Source organism: Priestia sp. JV24 (genome assembly GCF_025910025.1).
GTDB classification, from domain to species: domain Bacteria; phylum Bacillota; class Bacilli; order Bacillales; family Bacillaceae_H; genus Priestia; species Priestia megaterium.
In genome coordinates this window covers 275,783-300,873 of sequence record NZ_JAPCIN010000023.1, presented here as the reverse complement: position 1 = coordinate 300,873, position 25,091 = coordinate 275,783, and the positions used below count along the sequence as shown (strand labels likewise).

The 25,091-nt window shown below is 37.7% G+C and carries 28 protein-coding genes; 26 read left to right on the top strand and 2 right to left on the bottom strand.

The window, feature by feature from the left end; genetic code table 11:
* The first annotated feature begins 157 nt into the window (after positions 1 to 157).
* The 10 genes from OK414_RS22770 (at position 158) to OK414_RS22725 (ending at position 9,584) form a co-directional block, all read left to right on the top strand.
* The gene (locus tag OK414_RS22770) at positions 158 to 1,207 is read left to right on the top strand and encodes a helix-turn-helix domain-containing protein (protein ID WP_034649038.1); all 1,050 of its coding nucleotides are present in this window, start codon (positions 158 to 160) and stop codon (positions 1,205 to 1,207) included.
* A gap of 23 nt (positions 1,208 to 1,230) precedes the next feature.
* Positions 1,231 to 2,748: a RecQ family ATP-dependent DNA helicase gene (locus OK414_RS22765; protein ID WP_034649041.1), complete on the top strand. Its 1,518-nt coding sequence runs from the start codon at positions 1,231 to 1,233 to the stop codon at positions 2,746 to 2,748.
* Positions 2,748 to 3,353, top strand: a complete 606-nt coding sequence (locus OK414_RS22760; protein WP_263045076.1) for a CPBP family intramembrane glutamic endopeptidase — start codon at positions 2,748 to 2,750, stop codon at positions 3,351 to 3,353. Before OK414_RS22765 ends, OK414_RS22760 begins: the two co-directional genes overlap by 1 nt.
* 93 nt (positions 3,354 to 3,446) lie before the next feature.
* Positions 3,447 to 3,899 carry a DUF2663 family protein gene (locus OK414_RS22755; RefSeq protein WP_034649044.1) on the top strand — a complete coding sequence of 151 codons (453 nt, stop codon included), beginning with the start codon at positions 3,447 to 3,449 and terminating at the stop codon, positions 3,897 to 3,899.
* 54 nt (positions 3,900 to 3,953) lie between these two features.
* Positions 3,954 to 4,328 (top strand): hypothetical protein, encoded by a 375-nt coding sequence (locus tag OK414_RS22750; protein ID WP_095378781.1) that lies wholly within the window; start codon positions 3,954 to 3,956, stop codon positions 4,326 to 4,328.
* A gap of 20 nt (positions 4,329 to 4,348) precedes the next feature.
* Entirely contained in the window at positions 4,349 to 5,116 is a 768-nt protein-coding gene (locus OK414_RS22745) for a metallophosphoesterase (RefSeq protein WP_263045075.1), read from the top strand.
* A gap of 107 nt (positions 5,117 to 5,223) precedes the next feature.
* Entirely contained in the window at positions 5,224 to 6,135 is a 912-nt protein-coding gene (locus OK414_RS22740; RefSeq protein WP_016765484.1) for a MerR family transcriptional regulator, read from the top strand.
* Positions 6,136 to 6,262: 127 nt separating this feature from the next.
* Positions 6,263 to 6,865: a genetic competence negative regulator gene (locus OK414_RS22735; RefSeq protein ID WP_013084906.1), complete on the top strand. Its 603-nt coding sequence runs from the start codon at positions 6,263 to 6,265 to the stop codon at positions 6,863 to 6,865.
* 357 nt (positions 6,866 to 7,222) lie between these two features.
* Positions 7,223 to 8,488, top strand: coding sequence for a Glu/Leu/Phe/Val dehydrogenase (locus tag OK414_RS22730; protein ID WP_404932054.1), 1,266 nt, complete (start codon positions 7,223 to 7,225; stop codon positions 8,486 to 8,488).
* A 124-nt stretch (positions 8,489 to 8,612) separates the two neighbouring features.
* Positions 8,613 to 9,584: a YpdA family putative bacillithiol disulfide reductase gene (locus OK414_RS22725; RefSeq protein ID WP_047932128.1), complete on the top strand. Its 972-nt coding sequence runs from the start codon at positions 8,613 to 8,615 to the stop codon at positions 9,582 to 9,584.
* A gap of 19 nt (positions 9,585 to 9,603) precedes the next feature.
* Here OK414_RS22725 and OK414_RS22720 read toward each other — a convergent pair whose 3' ends face one another.
* The gene (locus OK414_RS22720) at positions 9,604 to 10,575 is read right to left on the bottom strand and encodes an asparaginase (protein WP_013084903.1); all 972 of its coding nucleotides are present in this window, start codon (positions 10,573 to 10,575) and stop codon (positions 9,604 to 9,606) included.
* Positions 10,576 to 10,773: 198 nt separating this feature from the next.
* Here OK414_RS22720 and prsW point away from each other — a divergent pair, with 198 nt between their 5' ends.
* From prsW to OK414_RS22665, 11 genes are all read left to right on the top strand, one after another.
* Complete coding sequence (gene prsW, locus OK414_RS22715) at positions 10,774 to 11,424, top strand: glutamic-type intramembrane protease PrsW (protein WP_013059034.1); 651 nt, start codon at positions 10,774 to 10,776, stop codon at positions 11,422 to 11,424.
* Between the two features lie 145 nt (positions 11,425 to 11,569).
* Complete coding sequence (gene sleB, locus OK414_RS22710; protein WP_095378777.1) at positions 11,570 to 12,490, top strand: spore cortex-lytic enzyme; 921 nt, start codon at positions 11,570 to 11,572, stop codon at positions 12,488 to 12,490.
* Positions 12,491 to 12,507: 17 nt separating this feature from the next.
* Positions 12,508 to 13,857, top strand: coding sequence for a germination protein YpeB (gene ypeB, locus OK414_RS22705; protein ID WP_013084901.1), 1,350 nt, complete (start codon positions 12,508 to 12,510; stop codon positions 13,855 to 13,857).
* Between the two features lie 155 nt (positions 13,858 to 14,012).
* Positions 14,013 to 14,282 carry a flagellar brake protein gene (locus OK414_RS22700; RefSeq protein ID WP_263045073.1) on the top strand — a complete coding sequence of 90 codons (270 nt, stop codon included), beginning with the start codon at positions 14,013 to 14,015 and terminating at the stop codon, positions 14,280 to 14,282.
* Positions 14,283 to 14,306: 24 nt separating this feature from the next.
* Positions 14,307 to 14,678 carry a flagellar brake protein gene (locus OK414_RS22695; protein WP_263045153.1) on the top strand — a complete coding sequence of 124 codons (372 nt, stop codon included), beginning with the start codon at positions 14,307 to 14,309 and terminating at the stop codon, positions 14,676 to 14,678.
* 69 nt (positions 14,679 to 14,747) lie between these two features.
* Positions 14,748 to 14,924, top strand: a complete 177-nt coding sequence (locus OK414_RS22690) for a YpfB family protein (RefSeq protein ID WP_013059030.1) — start codon at positions 14,748 to 14,750, stop codon at positions 14,922 to 14,924.
* A gap of 162 nt (positions 14,925 to 15,086) precedes the next feature.
* Positions 15,087 to 15,761 carry a (d)CMP kinase gene (gene cmk, locus OK414_RS22685; RefSeq protein ID WP_034649064.1) on the top strand — a complete coding sequence of 225 codons (675 nt, stop codon included), beginning with the start codon at positions 15,087 to 15,089 and terminating at the stop codon, positions 15,759 to 15,761.
* A complete protein-coding gene (locus OK414_RS22680; RefSeq protein ID WP_034649065.1) occupies positions 15,758 to 16,345 on the top strand; it encodes a lysophospholipid acyltransferase family protein in 588 nt (195 codons plus the stop codon). The genes cmk and OK414_RS22680 overlap by 4 nt, the downstream gene beginning before the upstream one ends.
* A 162-nt stretch (positions 16,346 to 16,507) precedes the next feature.
* A complete protein-coding gene (gene rpsA, locus OK414_RS22675) occupies positions 16,508 to 17,644 on the top strand; it encodes a 30S ribosomal protein S1 (RefSeq protein ID WP_013059027.1) in 1,137 nt (378 codons plus the stop codon).
* A 16-nt stretch (positions 17,645 to 17,660) separates the two neighbouring features.
* Entirely contained in the window at positions 17,661 to 18,713 is a 1,053-nt protein-coding gene (gene fni, locus OK414_RS22670) for a type 2 isopentenyl-diphosphate Delta-isomerase (RefSeq protein WP_034649068.1), read from the top strand.
* Between the two features lie 176 nt (positions 18,714 to 18,889).
* Positions 18,890 to 20,104, top strand: a complete 1,215-nt coding sequence (locus tag OK414_RS22665) for an MFS transporter (RefSeq protein ID WP_034649069.1) — start codon at positions 18,890 to 18,892, stop codon at positions 20,102 to 20,104.
* A 31-nt stretch (positions 20,105 to 20,135) separates the two neighbouring features.
* Here OK414_RS22665 and OK414_RS22660 read toward each other — a convergent pair whose 3' ends face one another.
* Entirely contained in the window at positions 20,136 to 20,273 is a 138-nt protein-coding gene (locus OK414_RS22660) for a YpzI family protein (protein WP_013059024.1), read from the bottom strand.
* Between the two features lie 120 nt (positions 20,274 to 20,393).
* Here OK414_RS22660 and OK414_RS22655 point away from each other — a divergent pair, with 120 nt between their 5' ends.
* The 5 genes from OK414_RS22655 to OK414_RS22635 all read left to right on the top strand — a co-directional run bounded on the left by OK414_RS22655 (position 20,394) and on the right by OK414_RS22635 (position 24,921).
* A complete protein-coding gene (locus OK414_RS22655; RefSeq protein ID WP_034649071.1) occupies positions 20,394 to 20,999 on the top strand; it encodes a hypothetical protein in 606 nt (201 codons plus the stop codon).
* Between the two features lie 297 nt (positions 21,000 to 21,296).
* On the top strand, positions 21,297 to 22,607 hold the full coding sequence (gene der, locus OK414_RS22650; RefSeq protein WP_013084895.1) for a ribosome biogenesis GTPase Der: 1,311 nt from the start codon (positions 21,297 to 21,299) through the stop codon (positions 22,605 to 22,607).
* A gap of 17 nt (positions 22,608 to 22,624) precedes the next feature.
* Positions 22,625 to 23,656 carry an NAD(P)H-dependent glycerol-3-phosphate dehydrogenase gene (locus tag OK414_RS22645; protein ID WP_013084894.1) on the top strand — a complete coding sequence of 344 codons (1,032 nt, stop codon included), beginning with the start codon at positions 22,625 to 22,627 and terminating at the stop codon, positions 23,654 to 23,656.
* Between the two features lie 314 nt (positions 23,657 to 23,970).
* Positions 23,971 to 24,174, top strand: coding sequence for a DUF2768 domain-containing protein (locus OK414_RS22640; RefSeq protein WP_013059020.1), 204 nt, complete (start codon positions 23,971 to 23,973; stop codon positions 24,172 to 24,174).
* Positions 24,175 to 24,198: 24 nt separating this feature from the next.
* Positions 24,199 to 24,921 (top strand): hypothetical protein, encoded by a 723-nt coding sequence (locus OK414_RS22635; RefSeq protein ID WP_034649076.1) that lies wholly within the window; start codon positions 24,199 to 24,201, stop codon positions 24,919 to 24,921.
* Positions 24,922 to 25,091: the final 170 nt, after the last annotated feature.

Sequence of the window (25,091 nt, the reverse complement as noted above, 5' to 3'; positions counted from 1 at the left end):
AACTTTTCAATAGAAAAGTCACTGAGAATGCTTATCAAATCAAGGTTTCTTCACTTACCCAAACGTTTTGATACATAAAGGAAAGAGCTAAAAAGCCTTTATCTCACATGCTATTGGTCACTTTTGGTACAATGAATGAGAAAGGAAGTTGACACCTTTGAATTATATTCAAGTTAGCATTTTATTTTGTATAAAACAGTTAAAAGGTGAGCGAACCGCCTATGGTATTTATCATTTATTAACAGGTAAAAAGTCAGCTCAAACGATTCAAGACGGAAAAATTTTTGGAATTTCGTTTCTTTTTCAGTCATTTGTTTACTTAGATAAACGGTCTTTTGAAACCTGCGTTGCATATCTAAAAGAACAGCAGTATATTGAAGAAACTGAAAATCAAAAGTATGTGATGACAGATAAGGGACAAGCACGCCTTGAAGGTGAACTGACGGCTCGACCCTTTCATCCAGCTTTAGACGGATGGAAATTCGCAAGCAGTACTCAATTATTTTTAGCAAGAATCACTTTGTTCATTCAGACCTTATCAAACCTACAGTATTTTCAAAAAGGGTTTTTACCCATTTCCAAAAATGCCGAGGTCATTCAATGGGTCAAAACGTATATTATGTCTCAAAAGCAAACGCGTCAAGAGTTAGCCGCCGAGCTATTCGAAGAGCTCCGAATGTGTTTGAAAGGTTGCACGGAACGGGACGCGTCTCTTTTTGTTTTGCAGCTGACTGGATACCAAAGAGTAGGCTTTACAAAAAATCAGTTAGCATATCAATATGAACTCGATGAGCATTATGTTCATATTCAACTTTTAGGGGTTATTCACCATATCATTGAAAAAGTAAGTAAAAATAATGAAAGCTTTCATGTACTGTCTTCTTTTTTACGTGATCTATATTTAGAATTGCCTTTGACAAGCTCGACGTTAAAAACGTATAGCTGGCTTCAAAAAGGCAAGACGCTTGAAGAAATTGCTTATATAAGGCGTTTGAAAGAAAGTACAATTGAAGATCATATTGCAGAATTAGCTCTGTTTGTTCCATCTTTTTCAATCGATGCATACGTATCGCCTAAGCAGCAGGAAAAAATTATCTCAGCTTTTGAAGGTTTGCGTACAAATAAATTAAAGGTGATAAAAGAAGAAGTAAAAGACGACGTTACCTATTTTCAGATTCGTCTCGTATTAGCAAAACATTTTACCTGATACTAAAAAAAGTGGTGTTTGATGTGAAGATAGAACAACTTCTACAGAAACAATTCGGCTATAGCCAATTTCGAATAGGACAAAAAGAGATTATTCAAGATATTTTAACCGGTCATAATGTGTTAGCGGTTCTGCCTACAGGAACAGGAAAATCATTGTGCTATCAGCTCCCAGCTTATTTGTTGAACCGACCGGTGCTGATTGTATCTCCTTTAATTTCACTGATGGAAGATCAAGTTCAACAACTAAAGGCAAGCGGAGAAAAGCGAGTTATTGCCTTAAATAGTTTCCTACAACAAGAAGAAAAACAACGAGCGCTAAAAAATTTAGCTTTTTATCGTTTTATTTATGCATCTCCTGAAATTTTGCAAAATGCTGTTGTAGTAGAAGCATTAAAGCAGGCAAAGGTAGGCCTTTTCGTTGTGGACGAGGCGCATTGTATTTCTCAGTGGGGACATGATTTTCGTTTAGATTATCTACAGCTAGGAGATATATGGAAGGAACTTGGCAGTCCGCTATGTCTGGCACTAACGGGAACTGCGACTAGGGAAGTAGTGGAAGATATTAAGCGCTACTTATCGCTTCCTGCTGTCAACGAGCACATCTATTCCATGAATCGAAGTAATATTGCGATGGAAGTTGATTTTGTTGCAAGTATTGAAGAAAAAAAAGAGAAATTACTGATGTACGTTAGTGAACTGCAAGGTCCGGGAATTATCTATTGTTCCAGCCGATCTTGGACAGAAGCATTAACGCAGCTTCTAAAGGAAAATGGGATACAGCGAGTGCAGTATTACCATGGGGGAATGGAACCGAATGAAAGAATGCTTGTTCAACAGCAATTTTTAGAAAATCAGCTTGATATCATTTGCTGCACAAGTGCATTTGGAATGGGGGTTAACAAATCGAATGTTCGCTTTGTTATTCATTTTCATACACCTACGCAGTTAGAAGCATATGTACAGGAAATTGGAAGAAGTGGACGTGATCAGCGAAACAGTATTGCGATCTTGCTTTATGCTGAAGGAGACGATGATTTTGCTCATTCTTTACTTGAAATTGAGCTTCCTTCTTCAGATACCATCTTATACTGCTTGTCGTATTTACGAAACCATGATCAGGCCATTCCTTTAAAACAAGTAGAGTCTCACTTTCTTTATACAGTGGGTGTTCAAGAAACACATTGGCGATTTATTCGTTATTATTTGTACAAAGAAAATGTAGTGAAAAATGAATATGTCGAACCCTGGAAAATTCCTGCATCGCTGCATGAAACGATTGTTGCGGCTGTAAATAAACGTCTTCGAAACAAACATGACAAGTATCGTGCGATGAAGGGGTTTATTGAGACAAAAGAATGCCGTCGTCACGTGCTGCTTGGCTATTTCGATGAAACGGGAAAATCAGAGCTTGAGAATTGTTGCGATTGCTGCGGCTTGGATTTAGAAAACTATAAAAAAACAAATGGTGAGCAGGAGCAATGGACATTTCAAGGCTGGGAATTAGAATTAGCTCGTTTGCTTCGTCAAGGAGAGATATAATGGCAAAATCACAGCAAGAGCTTATTTCATCCATGACAGATGCAGAGCTAGTTAAAAATTTATATGTAACACAGCTGCTCATCTGCTTCATTGCTTTAGGCATCGGTTTTTTTACATTCGATTCGTGGAATTCCTTTTTGCAGTTTTTTCAGCTGGATTGGTCTTCTATTTTATTGTACGGGGGAGGAACGGCTCTCTTTGTAGTAGGAGGAGATATACTTCTAATGAAATGCGTACCTGAGCATTTATACGATGACGGAGGGATCAATGAACGTTTATTTGCTAATCGTTCTGTTCCTCATCTGATCCTTATTTGCATAATCGTTGCATGTTCAGAAGAAATATTATTTCGAGGGGTTATACAAGTTCAGTTTGGCCTCATTTGGGCGAGTATTGTATTTGCACTCGTTCACATTCGATATTTAAAAAAGTGGTTTCTTTTTATTTCGGTTGTGTTTTTAAGCTTTTTAATAGGGTTGCTTTTTTGGTGGACTGAAAATTTGTATGTCACGATTTTTACTCATTTTCTCATTGATTTTTTATTGGGTCTGCAGATCCGAAAATCAAAAGGGGAATCTGCACAGCCAAAAGAATTAATTCAGTAAAGGTTAAGGAAACAGCCATTATTTTCAATACTCCCCACATAATCTTTTATGTTCCCTCATATGTTGTACTAGCATAAGAGGGGGGGTGGAATAATGGAAAACAAAGTGGTAGACTTTGAAAACGATGAAACACTTCAATATATATTAGCTAGCGTTATTAAAAGAAAAGAGACAGTCAATAAGCTGAAAGCTAAAGAGAAAAAATGGAAGCTTTTGTTTTTAGCCAGTGTAACGGCTGTTATTAGCTACTTTTTTTTCATATTTCAAAGCGGTTTTTTTAGGACGTTTAGCGAATTTTTTTCATTTTTGTTAGGCAACATGGGACATTTGATGTTTCTATTGCTTACCTTCTCACTTTACTTTTATACTGTACAGCTGCAGAAAAAAAGCGAGAAAGCAGAAAAGACTTTTCAAGATTTGCGCTGTGAGATTATTAAAAGAAGCAAAGAGCTATGGGCGACGCCTGAAACATGGGAGCACCGAAAAGAAACGTTCCGCTGGATGCAGTCAACCTATGGAATTAATTTATATCATGAAAACAAATAGAATCGCATGAAAAAGCCTCTTTTTACATAGAAGTTTAGTGAAGGGGGTTTTTTTGTGAGGGATTGGTTTAACTTGCTGGCTGCGTGGTTATGCAGTTATTATATCAGCAGTTTAACGGCTGTAGGCTCAAAAGCTTCGTTAACCTATTTACTTATTCAAATGATTTTACATCCGTTAGATGTGTTTAGTGTTATAATCTTGTTTTTTACGGCTCTTTTTTGTCTGTCGGCGGCAGTTCGTAAAGTGTTTCTGCAAAGTCGGTTGCTTCTAAAAGGCTATAAGGTAAAATGGCATGAATACCTTGTTTCATGTCTATGTGTGATAGGAATTTTATCGTTAAGTGCCATTGCACTTTATCAAGTAGTAGGTTTGTTAACAATTGCGATAATTTATGCCCTTTCTTCTTTAAAGGAAACACATCAGGTATAAAATGAAAAGAAGGAGAATATATGGTTATTCTTTTAATTGTTTTAGCGTTAGGCATAGGCTTGCTGATTTTTATGTTTTCAGAAGCCCATCGTACATATGTCGAAGAAAGAACGATTCATTTATCAAGATTTCCTAAAAATCAGCAGCCTTTGCGCCTGTTTTTTATATCGGATATACATAAGCGAACAGTTTCGTCGAATCTGTTGGAAAAAATACCGGACGAAGTAGATTTTGTGATCATAGGCGGTGATTTACTAGAAGGAGGAGTCCCTTTAGTGCGGGCTCGTCAAAATATTCAACAGCTTAAAACGCTAGGACCCGTCTATTTTGTGTGGGGAAATAATGATTACGAAGTAAGTCAGATGCAATTGAAGCAGATGCTTAAAGATGAAGGAGTTATTGCCCTTAAAAATGAGCATGTCTTTGCCGTTTCTAAATATGGTACTACATGCCACTTTGCGGGGGTAGATGATTTATCAGAAGGTCAGATGAATCTAAAGAGAGCTGTTTCTTCCATTGAACCTGAACAGCTTACCATTCTTCTAAGCCATAATCCTGATGTTATCTATTATGTAGATGAAGAATCAAAAATAGATTTAATTTTGAGCGGGCATACACACGGGGGACAGATACGCTTATTTAATTTGGGTATGTATGAATTAGGAGGGCTGAAAGAAAAAAGAAAGATTCCTCTTTTTGTCAGTAACGGATATGGTACAACCTCTTTGCCTCTCCGTTTACAAGCTAGAGCCCAAACGCATTATATCACTTTAAAAAGGAAAGAATAGCCTTGAACAAACTCTTTACATAGCATATACAAATTTTACACACAGGATAACTTATCCTATAATTCAATTAATAGATACAGTTCACGAAGAGTAGTTGGAGGTTACGTATGGCTCACGAAGGGAAGTATAATATTAAAGCCATCTCAAATATGGTCGGAATCCAGCCGGGAACTTTGCGTGCATGGGAACGACGTTATCAAATTTTAAATCCTGTCCGCAACGATTCGGGGCATCGGTTATATACAGAGGAAGATTTGCGGAAATTAAAATGGCTCACGGAAAAAGTGAGCGGAGGTTTTACCATCAGTCAAGCGGTTTCGTTATTAGAAACGGAAAGCAGTACAGTAGGAACGTTTGAAGAAGAAGGAGAAGTAGATTCCCCTCAAAAAATTAGGGATGAGCTGTTAACGATGCTTTTATCTTTTGAAGAAGGAAAAGCACAGGATTTAATTAATCATGCTTTTAGCCTGTATTCGGTAGAAAAAGTGGTTATTGATATTTTGGGTTCTCTACTCGTGACGGTTGGAGATATGTGGGAAAAAGGGCAAATTACAAGTGCTCATGAGCATTATACGACTCAAGTATTAAAAACGCGTATCAGCATGATTTTTTATTCGCTGCCTTCAAATGGCTTATTACCTAAAGCGATTGCTGTATGCGGACCTAATGAGACACATGAAGTGGGACTCCTAGTCTTTACGCTATTTTTACGCCGTAAAGGGTTTGAAGTTATTTATTTAGGAAGCAGCATTGAAGATAAAGATGTCGAGTTAATTGTTAAAGAAGTAGACCCAACATTTTTATTTATGTCATGCACAATGTTGGAAAATGCCGAGAAAACACTAAACTTGACGAACCAAATGATAAAGAAATTCCCCCATCTTAAAGTAGGATTAGGCGGTTATGTGTTTGATGTTTTAGATAGCAAAAGAAAAGGCGAGGCCCAGCCGTTTATTTTAGGAAATACAAAAGAAGAGTGGAACAGCTGGCTAACAAAAAAATTAGCAGAAATTGATTGAGAATAGCTTGTCTTTCCTATCATAAACCTGTAAACTCGTAAGTAAACATCACGAACCGTTTTCCAAAAAATACATATACTGCATTATCGAACCATGTGGTTATGAGTGCAAGCGGGGAGGGACGCTAATGAGGCTTGAACGATTAAACTATAATAAGCTAAAAGTTTTTTTGACCTACGATGATTTAAAAGAAAGAGGGTTAACAAAAGAAGATCTATGGACAGATACATTCAAAGTAAAACAGCTTTTTCGTGAGATGATAGAGCAAGCTTCTCAAGAACTGAACTTTGAACCTACAAATTCTCTTTCGGTAGAAGTTTTTTCACTTCAAGCACAGGGAATGGTTGTATTTGTGACAAAGCAGTATGAAGAAGAAACCAGCTACGGTGAGTTCGATGAAGACGAGTTCGAAGACTTCATTGAAATGCAGGTCATGCTAGATGAAAGCGAAGACATGTTTTTTGAGTTTGATTCATTTGAAGATGTCATTCAGCTGACCAAACGCATGTCAAACTTTTACGATACGGATAGCGTGCTCTATTCATTTGAAAAACGTTTTTACGTGCTGTTGGATTATCACATGCTGTCACCGGCTGAAGTTGGGAATATGATTGCGGTTTTGGCGGAGTATGGAAATCCCTCTACAATTACAAAGCACCGCGTAAATGAATATGGAAAAATGTTAGTAGAAAAGAGAGCTTTGGAGTATATTAATTCTGTCTTTTCTTAATTGTTTAATTGAAATAATTACACCCGTGAAGGATAAAGCACTTTTATTAAAATAAGAGTGGCTGCACTTTCAGCTTGTACAAAGTTGTTGAAAGTGCTCTTTATCACCGGGTGTTTTTTATTTTTTTTAGACGATTAAAGCATACTAGAAAAGAGGCAGACTTAAAACATTGTAGCATACCTTGTAAAGTTATTGGAAGCGTTTTCTTAGGAGAACACAAAAAATACTAAAAGTTCGATATTTTCCTTTGCAATGTAAAACTAAGGGTGTATACTATGTCATGAAAGAAGCACCATTCAATTAAAAACGAATAATTTTCGATACATTTTAGGAGGTTTACAGATGGTAGCCGACAAGATGCAAGACAGTAAAAATAGTCAAGAAGAGAAGCATGATGTTTTAAAATCTACACAAACAGTGATACATAAAGCGTTAGAAAAACTAGGCTATCCTGATGAAGTGTATGAACTATTAAAAGAGCCATTACGAATGATGACAGTAAAAATTCCTGTTCGTATGGATGACGGATCAGTTAAGATTTTTACAGGTCACCGAGCGCAGCATAACGATGCAGTTGGTCCTACGAAAGGCGGAATTCGTTTTCACCCAAACGTAACTGAAAAAGAAGTAAAAGCTCTATCTATATGGATGAGTTTAAAATGTGGAATCGTTGACCTTCCTTACGGTGGAGGAAAAGGTGGAATTGTTTGTGATCCTCGAAATATGTCTTTTGGAGAATTAGAGCGTTTAAGCCGCGGATATGTTCGTGCGATTAGCCAAATTGTTGGACCAACAAAGGATATTCCAGCGCCGGATGTGTTTACAAATTCACAAATTATGGCTTGGATGATGGATGAATACAGCCGGATTGATGAATTTAACTCCCCGGGCTTTATTACTGGAAAGCCCCTTGTCTTAGGTGGTTCACACGGCCGTGAAACAGCGACTGCAAAAGGAGTAACTATTTGTATTCGTGAAGCAGCGAAAAAACGAGGCATTGAATTACAAGGTGCACGGGTAGTAGTACAAGGGTTTGGAAATGCAGGAAGCTTTTTAGCTAAGTTCATGCACGACGCTGGGGCTAAAATTGTAGGGATATCCGATGCGTACGGAGCGCTGCATGATCCTAACGGTTTAGACATTGATTATTTATTAGATCGACGCGATAGCTTTGGTACAGTAACGAAATTATTCAATAATACAATCAGCAATAAAGAGCTGCTTGAACTTGACTGCGACATCCTAGTTCCAGCTGCGATTGAAAATCAAATTACAGAAGAAAATGCCCATAACATTCAAGCGAGTATTGTAGTAGAAGCAGCAAATGGACCAACAACTCTTGAAGCAACGCGCATCGTGTCAGAGAGAGGAATTTTATTAGTTCCAGACGTTTTGGCAAGTGCCGGCGGTGTAACAGTCTCTTATTTTGAATGGGTGCAAAATAACCAAGGTTATTATTGGACGGAAGAAGAAGTAGAAGAAAAGCTTGAAAAAGTAATGGTTAAATCATTTAATAACATCTACGAAACCTCTACAACTCGAAAAGTCGACATGCGTCTAGCTGCTTATATGATAGGCGTAAGAAAAATGGCAGAAGGCTCTCGTTTCAGAGGCTGGATTTAAAAACAGAACAGCAGAACAATTGCGTAAATAGAAAAAATCTCCTATCATTAATGAGGAGATTTTTTTGTTTTACACTGCGTTAAAATAAAAAAAAGGTGCGTTTACAACTGAAGGAGTGACAGGCATGAAGAAAGAAAAAGTAATTATTGTTGGCGGAGGACCATGCGGCCTTTCAGCAGCTATTGAGCTTCAACATACAGGTATTGATGCCCTTGTAATTGAAAAAGGAAATATCGTGAATGCAATTTATAACTATCCGACCCACCAAACGTTTTTTAGTTCGAGTGAAAAACTGGAAATAGGGGATGTCCCTTTTATTACCGAAAATCGTAAGCCTATGCGCAACCAAGCTCTTGCTTACTACCGAGAAGTGGTGAAGCGCAGGCAAGTTCGAATTCAGCCGTTTGAACGTGTCTTGCAAGTAGACAAACAAGCGGAAAACCAATTTATTGTCACAACATCTAAAGAGACATATGAAGCGGAGAATGTCATTATAGCTACGGGCTATTACGATCATCCTAATTATATGAATGTGCCTGGTGAAGATTTATCAAAGGTATTTCATTATTTTAAAGAAGCGCATCCGTACTTTGATAAAGATGTAGTCGTTATAGGCGGAAAAAACTCTAGCGTCGATGCAGCTCTGGAATTGGTGAAGTGTGATGCAAGGGTGACGGTTATTTATCGTGGCTCAGATTACTCACCTAGCGTAAAACCTTGGATATTGCCTGAATTTGAGGCTCTGGTTCGAAATGGAACAATTGGGATGCATTTTAATGCTCATGTAACAAAGATAACGGATGAAACGGTAACATATGAACAGGAAGGGAAAGAATCTACGATTAGTAATGATTTCGTTTTTGCGATGACTGGATATCATCCTGATCATTCGTTCTTAATAAAAATGGGTGTGGAATTAGATGATGAAACAGGCCGCCCTTCTTTTAACGAAGAGACGATGGAAACAAACGTGGAAGGAATTTATATCGCTGGTGTGATTGCTGCAGGAAACAATGCTAATGAGATTTTTATCGAAAATGGACGTTTTCATGGAAAATCAATTGCTTCTCATATTATCAACAAAAACAACGCATAGGCTTCTATGCGTTGTTTTACTAATGATTAAATAGCTGCTGCAGTTCATCATGATTCGTTGTTACTTGGAGAGCAACTAACAGTTTAATGCGTGCTTTAGGACCATTTAAGCCATTTGAAAAAATAACGCCCATCTCTTTCAACTGCTTGCCGCCGCCTTCATATCCATATACATCTTGAGCAATTCCATTAAAACAGCGGGAAACGAGTACGATGGGTATCTTTCGCTCCAAAAGCAATTGAATGCCTGGAATTGTGAGAGGAGGTAGATTTCCTTGGCCGAGGGCTTCAATTACAAGTCCATCAACATTCATTGAAGCCACTGCTTGAAATAAATGGTCGTCCATTCCTGCATAAGCTTTTAATAAAGTGATTTGTTTATCTATCTGATTGACAGGATAAAATTCGTGTTCTGTAGGCATGTGGTGAAAAGATACGCCGCGTTTTGTGATTAATCCTATTGGCCCGTACTGAGGGCTTTGAAATGTCGCCACGTTGCTTGTGTGGGTCTTGGTCACATTTTCAGCGGTATGAATTTCATCGTTCATCACAACTAAGACACCTTTTCCTTTTGCACCGTCACTAATAGCCACCCGAACCGCAGATATAAAATTATAAGGACCGTCTGAACCAATTTCATTGCTTGATCTCATGGCTCCAGTTAAGACAATTGGAATATCTGTATGCACTGTTAAATCTAAAAAATAAGCGGTTTCTTCCAGGGTGTCCGTACCGTGAGTTAACACGACTGCATCAATTTTGCCTTCATTAATTTTATCGCGTATTTTTTTTGAAAGTATAAGCATTTCCTTAGGAGTAATGTGAGGAGAAGGGAGATGAAATGCTTCTTCTACAATCACATTGGCCATACCTGAAACAGATGATGTGGAGCGGTGAAGCGGGTTTTGAATATCTGGTGTTACCGATCCAGTTGCCATGTCTTCTTTCATAGAGATTGTGCCGCCGGTGTGAAGAATATAAACAGTTTTCATAGAGAGCTCCTTTCAATTTTTCATATAAGTATGATACATTTTTTGGTATACTTGTTTAAGGTCTTTGTTAGGCTTTGTAAATCGACAGCAAGTTATGTGAGCATTTACATATAAAGATAAGGACATTATAGACGGAAATTTTCATCCTAAAGATAACATGTTACTATTAAAAAAAACAGAGGAGATGAGGCGCTATTTATGTTGGCGATTGTATCTGCAGGCATTGCGCCAGGATTGGCATTGTTAAGTTTTTTTTATTTGAAAGATGAATATGAAACTGAGCCTATTTCAATGGTATTAAAAACATTTATTTTTGGAGCAATGCTTGTTTTGCCAATTATGTTTATTCAATATGTATTTGGTGAAGAACACGTTTTTCAATCACCTTTTCTTCAAGCATTTTTTACGACAAGCTTTTTAGAAGAATTTTTCAAATGGTTCATTTTATATTTCACGATTTATCAGCATGTGGAATTTGATGAGCATTATGATGGAATTGTTTACGGGGCAGCTGTTTCATTAGGTTTTGCTACCGTTGAAAATATTTTATATTTATTTGCAAATGGTCTAGAATCAGCGCTAGGAAGAGCCTTTTTACCCGTATCTAGTCATGCTTTATTCGGCGTCATTATGGGGTATTATTTAGGGAAAGCAAAGTTTTCTGAAGGAAAGGAAAAAACGAAGTGGACGCTGTACTCCGTATTTGCGCCGCTCATTTTACATGGAACATATGATTATATTTTAAAAACAATGGATCATTGGGTATTTATTATTATTCCATTTATGATTTATTTATGGTGGCTGGCGTTAAGAAAAGTAAAAAAGGCCAAACAGCCATCAATTGTCTAGGCTCAGCTTGTAAATCTTTTTTGAGAGATTTACGAGCTGAGTTTTTTCATTTCGGTAAATTTTGCGCATCTTGTATAAAAAAACAACCTTTACAAAAAATACTCCTATCATCTTATCAGTTACATACGATGTAGGAGGTTTTGTCATGTTATCATTTCGATGTTTTAAAAAGTATGCATGTCTCATATGCATATGTTCATTTATTGCAGCGTCCGTTGTGAGTCCAAAGGCCGCTCACGCGTTTTCAAATCAAGTCATTCAACACGGAGCAGTTGGAGATGACGTTATTGAGCTGCAGTCGAGACTTCAGTATTTAGGTTATTACAATGGGAAAATTGACGGTGTATTTGGATGGAGCACATACTGGGCACTGCGCAATTTTCAATATGAATTTGGCATTAAAAAGATTGACGGTTTAGCAGGCTGGCAAACAAAGATTAAATTAGCCAACGCAACAAAATATCACGAAAACTATGTGAAAAATCAAATTAGAAAAGGAAATAAGTTTACGCACTATGGGGGTCGGCCTCTTGATCAGCAGTCTAAAGGAAGCAGTACCAGCGGGAACAATGGTCAGCAAAAAGCACAAAGCGGATCTTCTCAAGCAAAAAAACCTGCCAGTCAGCCGCAGCGTAATACGTCTAAAGGAAATTCTGAACAACAGAAAGAAAAAGCACAAAAGCCAACAGCGGTGAATGTACCAAGCGGCTTTTCACAAAATGATATTCAGCTCATGGCAAATGCTGTGCATGGTGAAGCACGGGGTGAACCATATAATGGCCAAGTAGCCGTAGCGGCCGTTATTTTGAACCGAGTTAACAGTCCGTCATTTCCAAATACAGTTGCTGGAGTTATTTTTGAACCGCGTGCATTTACTGCCGTAGCAGATGGACAAATCTGGCTTGAACCCAATCCAACATCTAAAAAAGCGGTTATGGATGCGATTAACGGATGGGATCCTACTGGGAATGCTATCTATTACTTTAATCCGGATACAGCAACAAGCGCATGGATTTGGTCACGTCCTCAAATTAAGCAAATCGGGAAACACATTTTCTGTCGATAAAAAGAGGTGAAGGAAACATGATTCGCACAATTTTAATTGTATTATTAGCTATTGGTGTTGTAGGTGTAGGCTATTGGGGGTACAGCGAACATCAAGAAAAAGATGCTGTGCTGCTTCAAGCAGAGAATACGTATCAACGAGCATTTCATGATTTATCATATCAGCTAGATTTATTAAATGATAAAATCGGTGGCACGCTCGCCATGAGTTCGAGAGATCAGCTTTCGCCCGCGCTTGCAGAAGTATGGCGTTTAACTTCTGAAGCTCATAACAATGTAGGACAGCTGCCTTTATCGCTTTTGCCGTTCAATAAAACAGAAGAGTTTCTTTCAGATGTTGGTGACTTTACGTACAAAGTGGCGGTAAGGGATTTAAGCAAAGCACCCTTAACAGATAAAGAGTATAAAACGTTAAATTCGCTTTATGATCAGTCAGGTGAAATTCAAAATGAAATGCGCCAAGTACAGCATCTAGTCATTGATAATAACTTGCGCTGGATGGATGTTGAACTAGCCCTAGCCACAAAAGAAAAGCAAGGTGACAATACGATTATTGACGGATTAAAAACCGTGGAAAAAAGTATGGATTCTTTTGCCGAAACAGATTTGGGCGTTATGAATGCAACGAATGAGCAGGAAAAAAACGCTTTTCATCAATTAAAAGGTAGAGAAGTTAGTGAAGATGTTGCAAAACAAGTGGCGCGTTCGTTTTTGAATTTAAAAGGAAATGAACAAATTCATATTGTAAAGAGCGGAAAAGACGCTGATTATGAGGTGTACAGCTTAACCATTACAGATCCAAAGACTAAACAAGAGACGTATATGGATATTACACAAAAAGGTGGTTATCCGCTTTGGGTGCTCGAAGATCGAGATATTAAAAAACAAAATATTAGTTTAAACGATGCTATGAACAAAGCGACTAAGTTTTTAAAAGATCATCGTTTTGAAAGCCTAGTAATGGCTGAAAGCGCTCAATATGATAACATGGGAGTCTTTACATTCGTAGAGCAAACGGAAAGTGGAGTTCGGATTTATCCGGATTCAGTTAAAATGAAAATGTCTTTAGAAGATGGATCTGTGATTGGTTTCTCAGCTAAAGACTTCTTATTAAAACATCGTACAAGAGATATTCCAAAACCTAAAATTTCGAAAGAACAGGCAAAAACCAAGCTGAATTCGAATGTAAAAGTGATGGAAGACCGCTTGGCAATTATTACGAATGATTTAAACGAAGAAGTGCTATGCTATGAGTTTTTAGGGACAATAAAAAATGATACGTATCGTATTTTCATCAATGCTGATACGGGTTTTGAAGAAAAAGTCGAAAAACTGCAAAACTCAGAACCTTTATATAATGAAGTGTAAAGTTGGTAAAAACCGGTGTCTATAGACACCGGTTTTTGTGTTTTTTAATATTTTACTGAGTCTAAATGACTAATTTATATTTACAAAATAAACATATTTGACTTTGTTTAAATAAAGGGAAAAAGTGTATATAGTGGAACTGAAGGAGAGAGAAGATGATAAAAGCGGGAATGAGGCTGACGTTAGAGAGCGGGCACAGAGAGTCTACATTACAACAAACATATCGATGTAAAGTAGTTGAGTTTACGGAAGACGTGATTTATATTAGCTATCCGCTAAATGAAGAAACGCAGCGAAGTGCTTTTTTACTAAAAGGTACAAAATTGCTTGCTACGTTTATTGGATATGATCAAAATGTATATACTTTTCCAACTGAAGTAACAGGTCGTGAAATAAAAGGCATACCTGTTGTGAAGCTCTTTTAACCGGGCGATAAAAAGTTAAAATCTATCCAAAGAAGAAATTTTTTCCGTGTGCCGCTTACAGTGAAGGCGGTGATAGAAAGTGAGCAAGAACAGCAGGATGTAATGGAAATCATGACTAAAAACATCAGTGCAGGTGGAATAGCCGGCTCCTTCCATCACTCGCTGCTTTTTAATGAGAAAGATTCGGTTGTTGTACGATTAAGTCTTCCTAATCGTGAGGGAGCTTTGCAGCATCTTGAATTAAAAGGGGAAGTTGTACGAATTACCGCCCCGACTTCTTGTAAAGTAGGTCAGCTATCTATTAAATTTATGGACATGGAAAAACAAACGAAAGAAATGATGATTCGTTATACCTTAAAGCGTCAGCTCGACCTAAGAAGAAAAGGTCTTCTTTAGCGTATAAAAAAAACTTCTCTTTCCTAAACTGTAAGCAAAGGTATTACTTCTTACAAAAGGAGAAAAAAGGTGAATCGAATAGAACGAATTTTAATTAAATTAGTGGTTATTCAATTTGTGTTTTTAATAATTGCTCAATGTATTTTACTATCTAGCAGTCACAGTACATATTTCTCAAAGGTTATTCAGTATGAGGGAGTTAGCAAAAATAATTTTAATAAAATTATTGAAACATTCGACCAGTAGTCGGACGTATGGTAGAATAACTAGGAAAGAAACATGCAGTGAACACCAGGCAGGAGAAGACCCCCTGCTCTTTTTTTCGTTTATAAACGCTTCATATAAAATGGCTCATTGTATAAAAGATGAAAGTGGTTTGTTCCTGTTTTGAAATTAAGGGAGGCACTTATGGAAAAACAAATTTCAATCGCGATTGACGGTCCTGCAGCTGCTGGGAAAAGTACAGTGGCAAAGATTATAGCAGAAACCTTATCATATATTTATGTTGATACAGGAGCGATGTATCGTGCTCTAACGTATCAAGCGCAGAAAAACCAGGTAGATTTGCAAAATGAAGAAGAGCTATTGCATTTACTTAACGAAACAGTCATCGATTTAAAGCCGTCTGAATCTGGACAGGTAGTCATCTTAAATGGGCAGAATGTTACAAGTGAAATTCGTTCCGCAGAAGTAACTAACTCTGTATCCCTCGTAGCGAAACATCGTGCAGTTCGTGAAGAGATGGTAGCGAGACAGCAGGGCCTTGCTAAAGATGGAGGCGTTGTAATGGACGGACGTGATATCGGTACACACGTGCTTCCTCACGCAGAAGTTAAAATCTTTTTATTAGCGTCTGTGGATGAAAGAGCACAGCGACGCCATGACGAAAACATAAAAAAAGGTTTTGAATCAAATTTAGAGCGTTTAAAAGAAGAAATTGCCCGCAGAGATAAGCTGGATTCTGAGCGCGAAGTAGCACCTCTTAAAAAAGCTGAAGACGCAATTGAAATCGATACAACTTCCTTATCGATTGAAGGAGTTGTAGAAAAAATACTTTCTATTACAAAAGAAAGGATTGGATGATTTTGAGCTTTTATATGTTTGCACGTGCCATTGTAAAAGGCATTTTAACACCAGTTTATCGTTATGAAGTAATCGGTGCAGAAAATATCCCTTCAGAAGGCGGAGTTTTACTTTGTTCAAATCATATTGACAACTTAGATCCGCCTACTGTAGGTGTGACATGTCCAAGACCTATTTCGTTTATGGCAAAAGCAGAGCTGTTTAAAGCACCTTTTCTGAAGACGGTTCTGCCAAAGTTAGAAACATTCCCTGTAAAGCGCGGGATGGCAGATCGTGAAGCTTTGCGCCAAGGGTTAAAGATTTTAAAAGAAGGAAAAGTGCTTGGATTATTTCCCGAAGGAACAAGAAGTAAAGATGGGGAATTAGGCAAAGGGATGGCTGGAGTAGGCTTTTTTGCTTTGCGTTCAAAAGCAGCTGTTGTGCCTTGCGCTGTTATTGGTCCATACAAGCGTTTTGCAAGGTTAAAAGTAGTGTACGGACCGCCAATTCAGATGGATGAGCTTCGCGAACGAAAAGCATCAGCCGACGAAGTGACCGAAGTTATTATGAAAAGCATTGGTGAATTAATTGAAAAATATCAATAGTTTGTAACCTTATGACTTGACAAAAGATTCTATTTATTAGAAGTTAGTAACAAAGAGAGTTTTTTCTATACAGAGCTATATACAATAATGATGAGCTAAAAGAGTGAAGAACTCTTACAAGGGAATACATATTGTAGATGGATATTGGAGGAGGAAAAGACGATGACAGAAGATATGAATCAAGTAGAGGTAACGTCATTAGAAGTAGGAGAAACAGTAAAAGGTACTATTACAAAAGTAGAAGAAAAGCAAGTGTATGTAGATGTACCTAACAGCAAACTAGACGGTATTATTCCAATTAGTGAATTAGCGAGCTTACATATTGAAAAAGCAGGCGATGTAATCCAAGAAGGTGCCGAAGTCGAAGCGAAAGTAATTAAAGTGGAAGACGATTTGCTTGTGCTATCTAAACGAGCTGTAGATGCTGAAAAAGCATGGGATGGTTTAGAAGCAAAACTTTCTTCAGGTGAAGTGTTTGAAGCGGTAGTCAAAGAAATTGTCAAAGGCGGATTAGTAGTAGATATTGGTGTAAGAGGGTTCATTCCAGCTTCTCTTGTTGAAACTCATTTCGTTGATGATTTTGCAGAGTATCAAGATCAAACTCTTACGGTCAAAGTAGTGGAATTAGATAAAGAAAAAAATCGCGTGATCCTTTCGCATCGTGCAGTTGTAGAAGAAGAGCTTGTACAACAAAAAGAAAATGTTCTTGAGTCATTAAAAGAAGGTCAGGTTTTAGAAGGAACCGTTCAGCGCTTAACAGACTTTGGAGCGTTTGTAGATGTAGGCGGAGTAGATGGGTTAGTGCACATTTCTCAGCTTTCACATACGCGTGTAGAAAAACCTTCAGATGTAGTAGCTGAGGGAGATGCTGTGAAAGTCAAAGTATTGTCTGTTGACAAATCAACGGGGCGTGTTTCATTATCTATTAAAGATACGTTAGAAGGTCCATGGTCCAACATTTCTACGAAGCTTCGCCAAGGTGATGTAGTAGATGGAACCGTTAAAAGACTTGTATCTTTTGGAGCTTTTGTGGAAGTTCTACCTGGAGTAGAAGGACTTGTACACATTTCTCAAATTTCCCATAAGCATATCGGGACACCGCATGAAGTGCTTTCTGAAGGCGAAAAAGTGACGGTGAAAGTACTTGATGTGAATGAACAAGAACGACGCGTTTCGTTAAGCATTCGTGATCTTGAGGAAGAAGAACAAGAAGATTACGGTGACTATGAATTACAAGAAGAGTCAAAAGGTTTCCAATTAGGTGATATGATTGGGGATCAATTAAAAAAATTAAGATAAGTAATGGTGATGATTTGTGAGCAGAGCAAAACGTAAAATTGATCACATTCATCATGCGATTCAAACGGGACAGCATCGGCTGCACGGGCTGGATGATATTCGCTTCGTTCATAATAGCTTGCCAAATACTGGCGTGCACGATGTTCATATTGATACAAAAATTGGCGAACTTTTGTTAAGTTCGCCAATTTTTATAAATGCTATGACGGGCGGAGGCGGACAAGAAACGGAACGGATTAACCGTTCGTTTGCTCAAATTGCTCATCATGGTCAATTAGCAATGGCCGTTGGATCGCAGATGGCTGCGATTAAAGATGAAAAGGAAGAACAATCATACAGAGTAGTGCGTCAAGAAAACCCTAACGGAATTATTTTTGCCAACCTAGGCAGTGAAGCTACAGTTGAACAAGCTAAAAAAGCAGTTGATATGCTTGAAGCAAATGGACTTCAAATTCATTTAAATGTTATACAAGAACTGGTCATGCCGGAGGGAGATCGTGATTTTACCGATGCATTACGTCGTATTGAACGCATTGTCCAAGAAGTAACCGTTCCTGTAATTGTCAAAGAAGTAGGTTTTGGGATGAGCGCTCAAGCAGTGCAAAAGCTTAAAGATGTTGGTGTTGAAATCGTTGATATTGGTGGGTACGGTGGTACCAATTTTTCGAAAATCGAAAATGAAAGACGAGCAAAACATTTTCACTTCTTTAATGATTGGGGAATTTCCACAGCAGCTTCTTTAGCAGAAGTATCTCAGCACGTAGAAGGTATGTCCATTATTGGTTCGGGAGGTATTCAAACCTCTATGGATATTGCTAAGTCTATTGCGTTAGGAGCTTCTGCAACGGGAATGGCAGGATATTTTTTATCTATTTTAATGAAGTCTGGTTTAGAAGCAGTTGTAGAAGAGATAGCCGAGCTGCATGAGGAGTTAACGTTCATCATGGCTGCGCTAGGAGCAACCTCTATTGCTAAGCTTCAGCAAATGCCTCTAGTTATTACAGGGGATACCCATAGTTGGCTGACTCAGCGAAATGTATCTATAGAAACATTTAATAACAGATCATAAAAAAGCATGCAGTTGACTGCGTGCTTTTTTATTTCTTTAAAAGATGAATGATCGCGTTTTCATTTAAAAAAACAAAAAATGTTGGCAGAAGAAGTGACAAAAAGCATGAAATCCCAAACGTTAGCCCCTTATAATAAGTAAAACAAACAGAAAAATCAGAAAAAAGAGGTGGCGTGATGAAAAAGGGACATCCTATATTTACAATTTTTCTTTTCTTTTTAGGTTGGGTTTTCATGTATGCAGATCGTAATATTTTATCTCCGGTTATGGGAGATATCGGTGCGCAGTGGGATCTTAATAAATCTGAACTTGGGCTAATGTCTACCGTATTTTTTGCAGCATATGCAGCTATGCAAATTCCAACGGGTTTTTTGGCAGATCAATTTGGTCGCGTTAAGATCTTAGTAGCTGGATACATCTTGTTTGGAGTTGCCACATTTGTTACAGGACTTACAACTACTTTCGGTATGTTCTTACTTATGCGGGCGCTGACAGGACTTGGAGAAGGAACGTATTATGGTTCACAATACGGAATTTCTTCGAGCATCACATCTGAACGATACCGAGGTTTAGTGTCGGCGCTCATTAATAGTGGAATGGCTTTTGGTATATCACTTGGTTTTATCGGTTCTACATACATTACATATACGTTAGAAAAAGACTGGCAGTTTACTTTTTACTTATTTGCTATTCCAACTATAGTAATAGCTATTTTAATAGCTTTCTTTGTAAAAGATAAGCAAAGGGATCAAGAAAAAAATTCGCTAAATAAAGAAACAAAGCAGTCGCTAAAAGTATTATTTACAAAAAATCATATTTTCGTATACATTTTAATCTTCTGCTCTCTTTACGGATTTTTTGGGATGCTGACTTGGCTTCCTTATTATTTGCAGCACTCGCGAGGCTTAGAAGGGTCTCAAACAGGCATCATAGCATCTTTAGTACCTTGGGCGTCCATTCCAGGAGCAATCTTCTTTGGGTATATATCTGATCGAATTGCAAATAAAAAAGCATTAATTGTGAGTTTGTCAGTAGCGGGCGCTTTGTGTCAATTTTTTATTCCCTATACAGAGAGTTATTCTTGGCTATTAATCGGCTTAATTGTGTACGGTTTGATAGGTAAATTAGCATTAGATCCGATTTTGATTTCGTATATGGCGGATATTACTCCATCGTCCATGTACTCTAAAGTGTACGGTTTTTTCAACTTCAGCGGCATGCTGTCATCGATCTTTGCACCTTACATTACCGGATATTTTGCAGATAAACTTGGAAGTATGGAATTCGGGTTTTATTTGTCAGGAGCACTATTGTTAGTGGGAGGAGTTCTCTTTTTGTTTACAGGAAAGAAAGAACGTTCCTATCCTGTTTCACATCCAGTTTTAAAATAAAAAAATGCGCTGACTTAGTCAGCGCATTTTTTTATTTATGCTCATTTAACTCGCGCGCTTCTTCAGGACTTTGCAAGCTAGTTGCTCCCGGATAGTGAAGTCCTTGATCACGGTCAGATTCAACTCGTTTTGATTCTTTTAATTTTTTCTCTTGACGATCTTTTCCCATTTTAGATTCCCTCCTTTTTTCTGATAGGTTGTCCAAAATAAGAGGTTCTATTCTAAAACTCCGATTAAGTTTTACCAAATTGATACATACTGATGACAGGTAGAGGAGGTGCCATATTCAGTGGACGGAATTTTCTTTTATTGGCTTTCGTGGATGGGATGGATTGTTACGACTTTTCTTATGCCCAAAACACTTAGGCGTTGGAAGGTAGCAGCCATTATATTAATCAGTATACTCCTAAGCGGAATGAACATGCATATGGCTCAGTTTTCATGTAGCTATACCGCTTTGTTTTTAGTGGGGGTAGCGTGTGTTTATGCTTCAGGCTACAGCAGGTTTCAGCAGTTATATTATGTTATTGTATGCGGCATAATAATAATTGCCTATGCTGGTTTTTGTTTACTTGAGCTCTATGATCCTGTATGGATTTTTATTGACCGTAAGTGGATTTTGACTGGACTTATCTTATATATTTGCTTTATGGTGATTAAAGATGCTGAAAAAAGATTCGCAGCGCTCATTTTAGGTGTAGTTGGAGGAGATTTTTTATACGCAGTTGTCATTCGAGATATTGCATCTTATGAAGTAGGGTCTCTTCGGACACTCGACGTTTTAGCAACAGCAGTAGGAGCTATGTTTATTTGGGAGATGCTGGTTTATTTCTCTGCTTATTTAGATTTGTACGTGCTGAAGTCTCACAGGCAAAAGCAAAGTACTTACAAATAGAAGAAGAGATTTCGTAAAATTATATTGTTGTTACCGGTGATTTTTGATAAAATTGTTTGATTGAAAGAGTAATGCTTATTCAGCGGATAGGCAGTTAATCAGCTTGATGTAAAATAGAGCTGATAAAAAGCCTGCTTTATCGCTTATGATCGATTAGTAGAGGTCATGCCACGCTGCATGGCCTCAATTTTTGAAAAAAGAATGATCTTATTTATTTGTACATGTAGATAAATACCTTTAGTCGATTAAAGACTGGTTGCCGATACATAAAAAAGATCAAGGAAAGGGAAGAATCGTATGCCAAAACCAATTATTGCGATTGTTGGTCGTCCCAACGTAGGAAAATCAACAATTTTCAACCGAATTGTAGGAGAGCGAGTATCTATTGTAGAAGATATTCCGGGTGTAACTCGTGATCGTATCTATAGTTCAGGTGAGTGGCTGAATGTGGACTTTAACATTATTGATACCGGCGGTATTGATATTGGAGATGAGCCATTTTTAGAACAGATCAAACAGCAGGCAGAAATTGCAATTGATGAAGCGGACGTAATCATTTTTCTAGTAAATGGACGCGATGGAATTACTGCAGCTGATGAAGAAGTGGCGAAAATTTTATACAAATCCAAAAAGCCCGTTGTCCTAGCTGTTAATAAAGTAGATAATCCTGAAATGAGAGAATTAATCTATGATTTCTACGCACTAGGATATGGAGAACCGTTCCCAATCTCAGGAACGCATGGTTTAGGTTTAGGTGACCTGCTAGACGAGGCAGCTAAGCACTTTCCAAAAGAAAAAGACGAAGATTACGGAGAAGAAGTCATTAAATTTTCATTGATTGGTCGTCCTAACGTAGGGAAATCTTCATTAGTTAATGCTCTTCTAGGTGAAGACCGTGTTATTGTCAGTGATCTTGCCGGCACGACACGCGATGCCATTGATACAAAGTTTACAAAAGAAGATCAAGAATATGTTGTTATTGATACAGCTGGAATGAGAAAGCGTGGAAAAGTGTACGAGAGTACTGAAAAATACAGCGTACTGCGCGCATTAAAGGCAATTGAACGCTCAGATGTTGTCTTAGTTGTATTAAATGCTGAAGAGGGTATTATTGAACAAGATAAGAAGATTGCTGGCTATGCACAAGAAGCTGGAAAAGCTGTTGTCATCGTTGTAAACAAATGGGATACAGTAGAAAAAGATGAAAAAACAATGAAAAAATTTGAAGAGAATATACGTGAGCATTTTCAGTTCTTAACATATGCTCCAATTGTATTCCTTTCAGCTAAAACGAAAAAACGTACGCATACGCTATTGCCAATGATTGATCTTGCAAGCGAAAGCCATGCGGTACGTGTAGAAACAAGCATCTTAAATGATGTGATTATGGATGCAGTAGCAATGAACCCTACGCCTACTCACAACGGCAACCGCTTAAAAATCTATTACACAACTCAAGTAGCAATTAAGCCGCCAACTTTTGTTGTGTTTGTAAATGATCCTGAGCTAATGCATTTTTCATATAAACGTTTCTTAGAAAATAAGCTTCGTGAAGCTTTTGGATTTGAAGGAACTCCAATTAAAATTATTGCAAGACCAAGAAAATAACAGAGGATGTGATCGGCGTGGAAAGAATAGCTGTACTAGGAGCAGGAAGCTGGGGAACTGCATTAGCTTTCGTATTGGCGGAAAATGGACACGATGTTCGCATTTGGGGACATAGACAACAAGTCATTGATCAAATCAACGAGACGCATAAGAATGAAAAATATTTGCCTGGTGTAGAGCTTCCTCATCAGATTAAAGGTTTTACGTCATTAGAAAAGGCAATAGAAGGTGTTGAAACCCTTATTTTAGCTGTTCCAACGAAGGCGATTCGTGAAGTGTTGCAGCAGCTAAAATCCCTTACCGATGAACTATTTACAATTGTTCACGTAAGTAAAGGGATTGAACCGGATTCTCTTTTACGTATATCTCAAATGATTCAACAAGAAATTGATACAAAAGACATCGTTGTCTTATCAGGTCCGAGTCATGCTGAAGAAGTAAGTAGAAGGCAGCCGACAACTGTGACGTCAGCTTCAACAAACATACAAGCAGCAGAAAAAGTGCAGGATTTATTTAATAATCAGCAGTACTTCCGTGTTTATACAAATCCTGATGTGATTGGTGTGGAAATTGGGGGAGCGTTAAAAAATATTATTGCTCTTGCTGCTGGTATCACGGATGGACTTGGATATGGTGACAATGCGAAGGCCGCTCTTATGACTCGTGGCTTGGCTGAAATCGCTCGTTTAGGTACTGTGCTTGGTGCTAATCCTCTGACGTTCTCAGGTTTAACGGGGATTGGAGACTTGATTGTAACGTGTACAAGCGTTCATTCTCGAAATTGGCGCGCTGGTAATCTTCTTGGAAAAGGCAAAAATTTAGACGAAGTATTAGAAAATATGGGAATGGTTGTAGAAGGTGTACGCACCACGAAAGCAGCTTACCAGCTATCTCAAAAATATGACGTAAAAATGCCGATTGCTGATGCTTTATATAATGTACTGTTTAATGATGTGAAGGCAAAGGATGCAGTAGACGCGCTTATGTCTCGTACTAAAACACATGAAATGGAAGATTTAGCGAATGTTTTAGGAGAAAAATTAAATTAAGTGCAAAGAAATATGAAAAAATAGGCAATTGGTGATACCCAAAATCATTTACTTGCATAAAATAACGTGTAAATAAAGATGAGTAGAACTGTTAGTATGGGAATATTTAGTTATGATCGAAGCGAAGAGCCCCCTTCGCTTCGATTTTTTTATGTGAAAAAGCAGGAATTTGTCAATTTAATAGGAAAGTAATTACTATAGACCATGAATCACTGGAAGGTAAATAAATAGTTAATTTAGAAAGTTCTATCAATATCCATCTTAACTATAAGTCCTTATGTTATAATAACGGTGAAAAAAGGAGTGGATGCAATTTGTCGCCAGGTTTGTTAAAGATGTGGATTTCATTGGGCTCCATTGTATTTATGTTTATTTCGGTATTTTCTATTTACTTTAGTCGTTATAAAATTACGAACCGCATTGGTAAAATTGTACTCGCTTTCATTGCCTATTCGCTTATGATTGTAGCAGGTCTTATTATGGTAATTGTTGTATTCAGCGGGCCGACAGATGCTTAATGTACATATGGTAGGGTGAGAAAAATGAAAAAATTCATGCTAACGTCTATTGTTGGGTTAACCATTTTTGTATTATCCGGTTGTTTGTACCCGACGGAAAGAATGTCTCAAAATCAAGTTCCTTATAAAGATCAAGTTGCTTCCGTGCAAACGGCGGTTGATCAATTTAAACAAGAAAGCGGAGGCTTATTGCCAATAAAAACGAAAGATATGGACACGCCGATTTATCAAAAATATCCGATTGACTTTACGAAAATTGTTCCTAGATACATGCAAGACGCACCTGGAAATTCATATGAAAGCGGAGGGGTATTTGCGTACGTACTTGTGGATGCAGAAACAAAGCCCACGGTTAAATTATTAGACTTACGGATGGCGGATACGATTCAAGATGTTAACGTACATTTGAATATATACCGTCAAAATCATAAAGGGTACGTACCGTTTAAAGACGTCATCGCTCCCGGCGTATTCTCTATTAATTATAAAAAATTGAATATGAAAGAGCCTCCTGTCGTTACTAGCCCATATACAGGGAATAGTCTTTCTTTAATTGTTAATGGGCAGGGAGATGTATTTGTAGATTATCGTCCTGATTTGTATGATGCCATTCAAAAGCATAAAAGCTCCTACAAACCTGGTGAAGATATACGAAAGCTCCTTGTGGAAAACAGTGATTTTGTACCTGCTTACTCTCTTCCTTATACAGTCAACGATAAGAATGAACCAATATTTTTTAAAAAATAAGTCATGAACCCCTTCTCCTTGAATAATATTCAGAGAGAAGGGGTTTTCTCTTTCTTGTACACCAATAATGATAATCAGAATGACTAAGTCAGCATGTGCATGAAAAAAATCATAAATTTTTCTATCAAAAGTCATATTTTAATAGGACAACGTCATAACTATATAGTGTC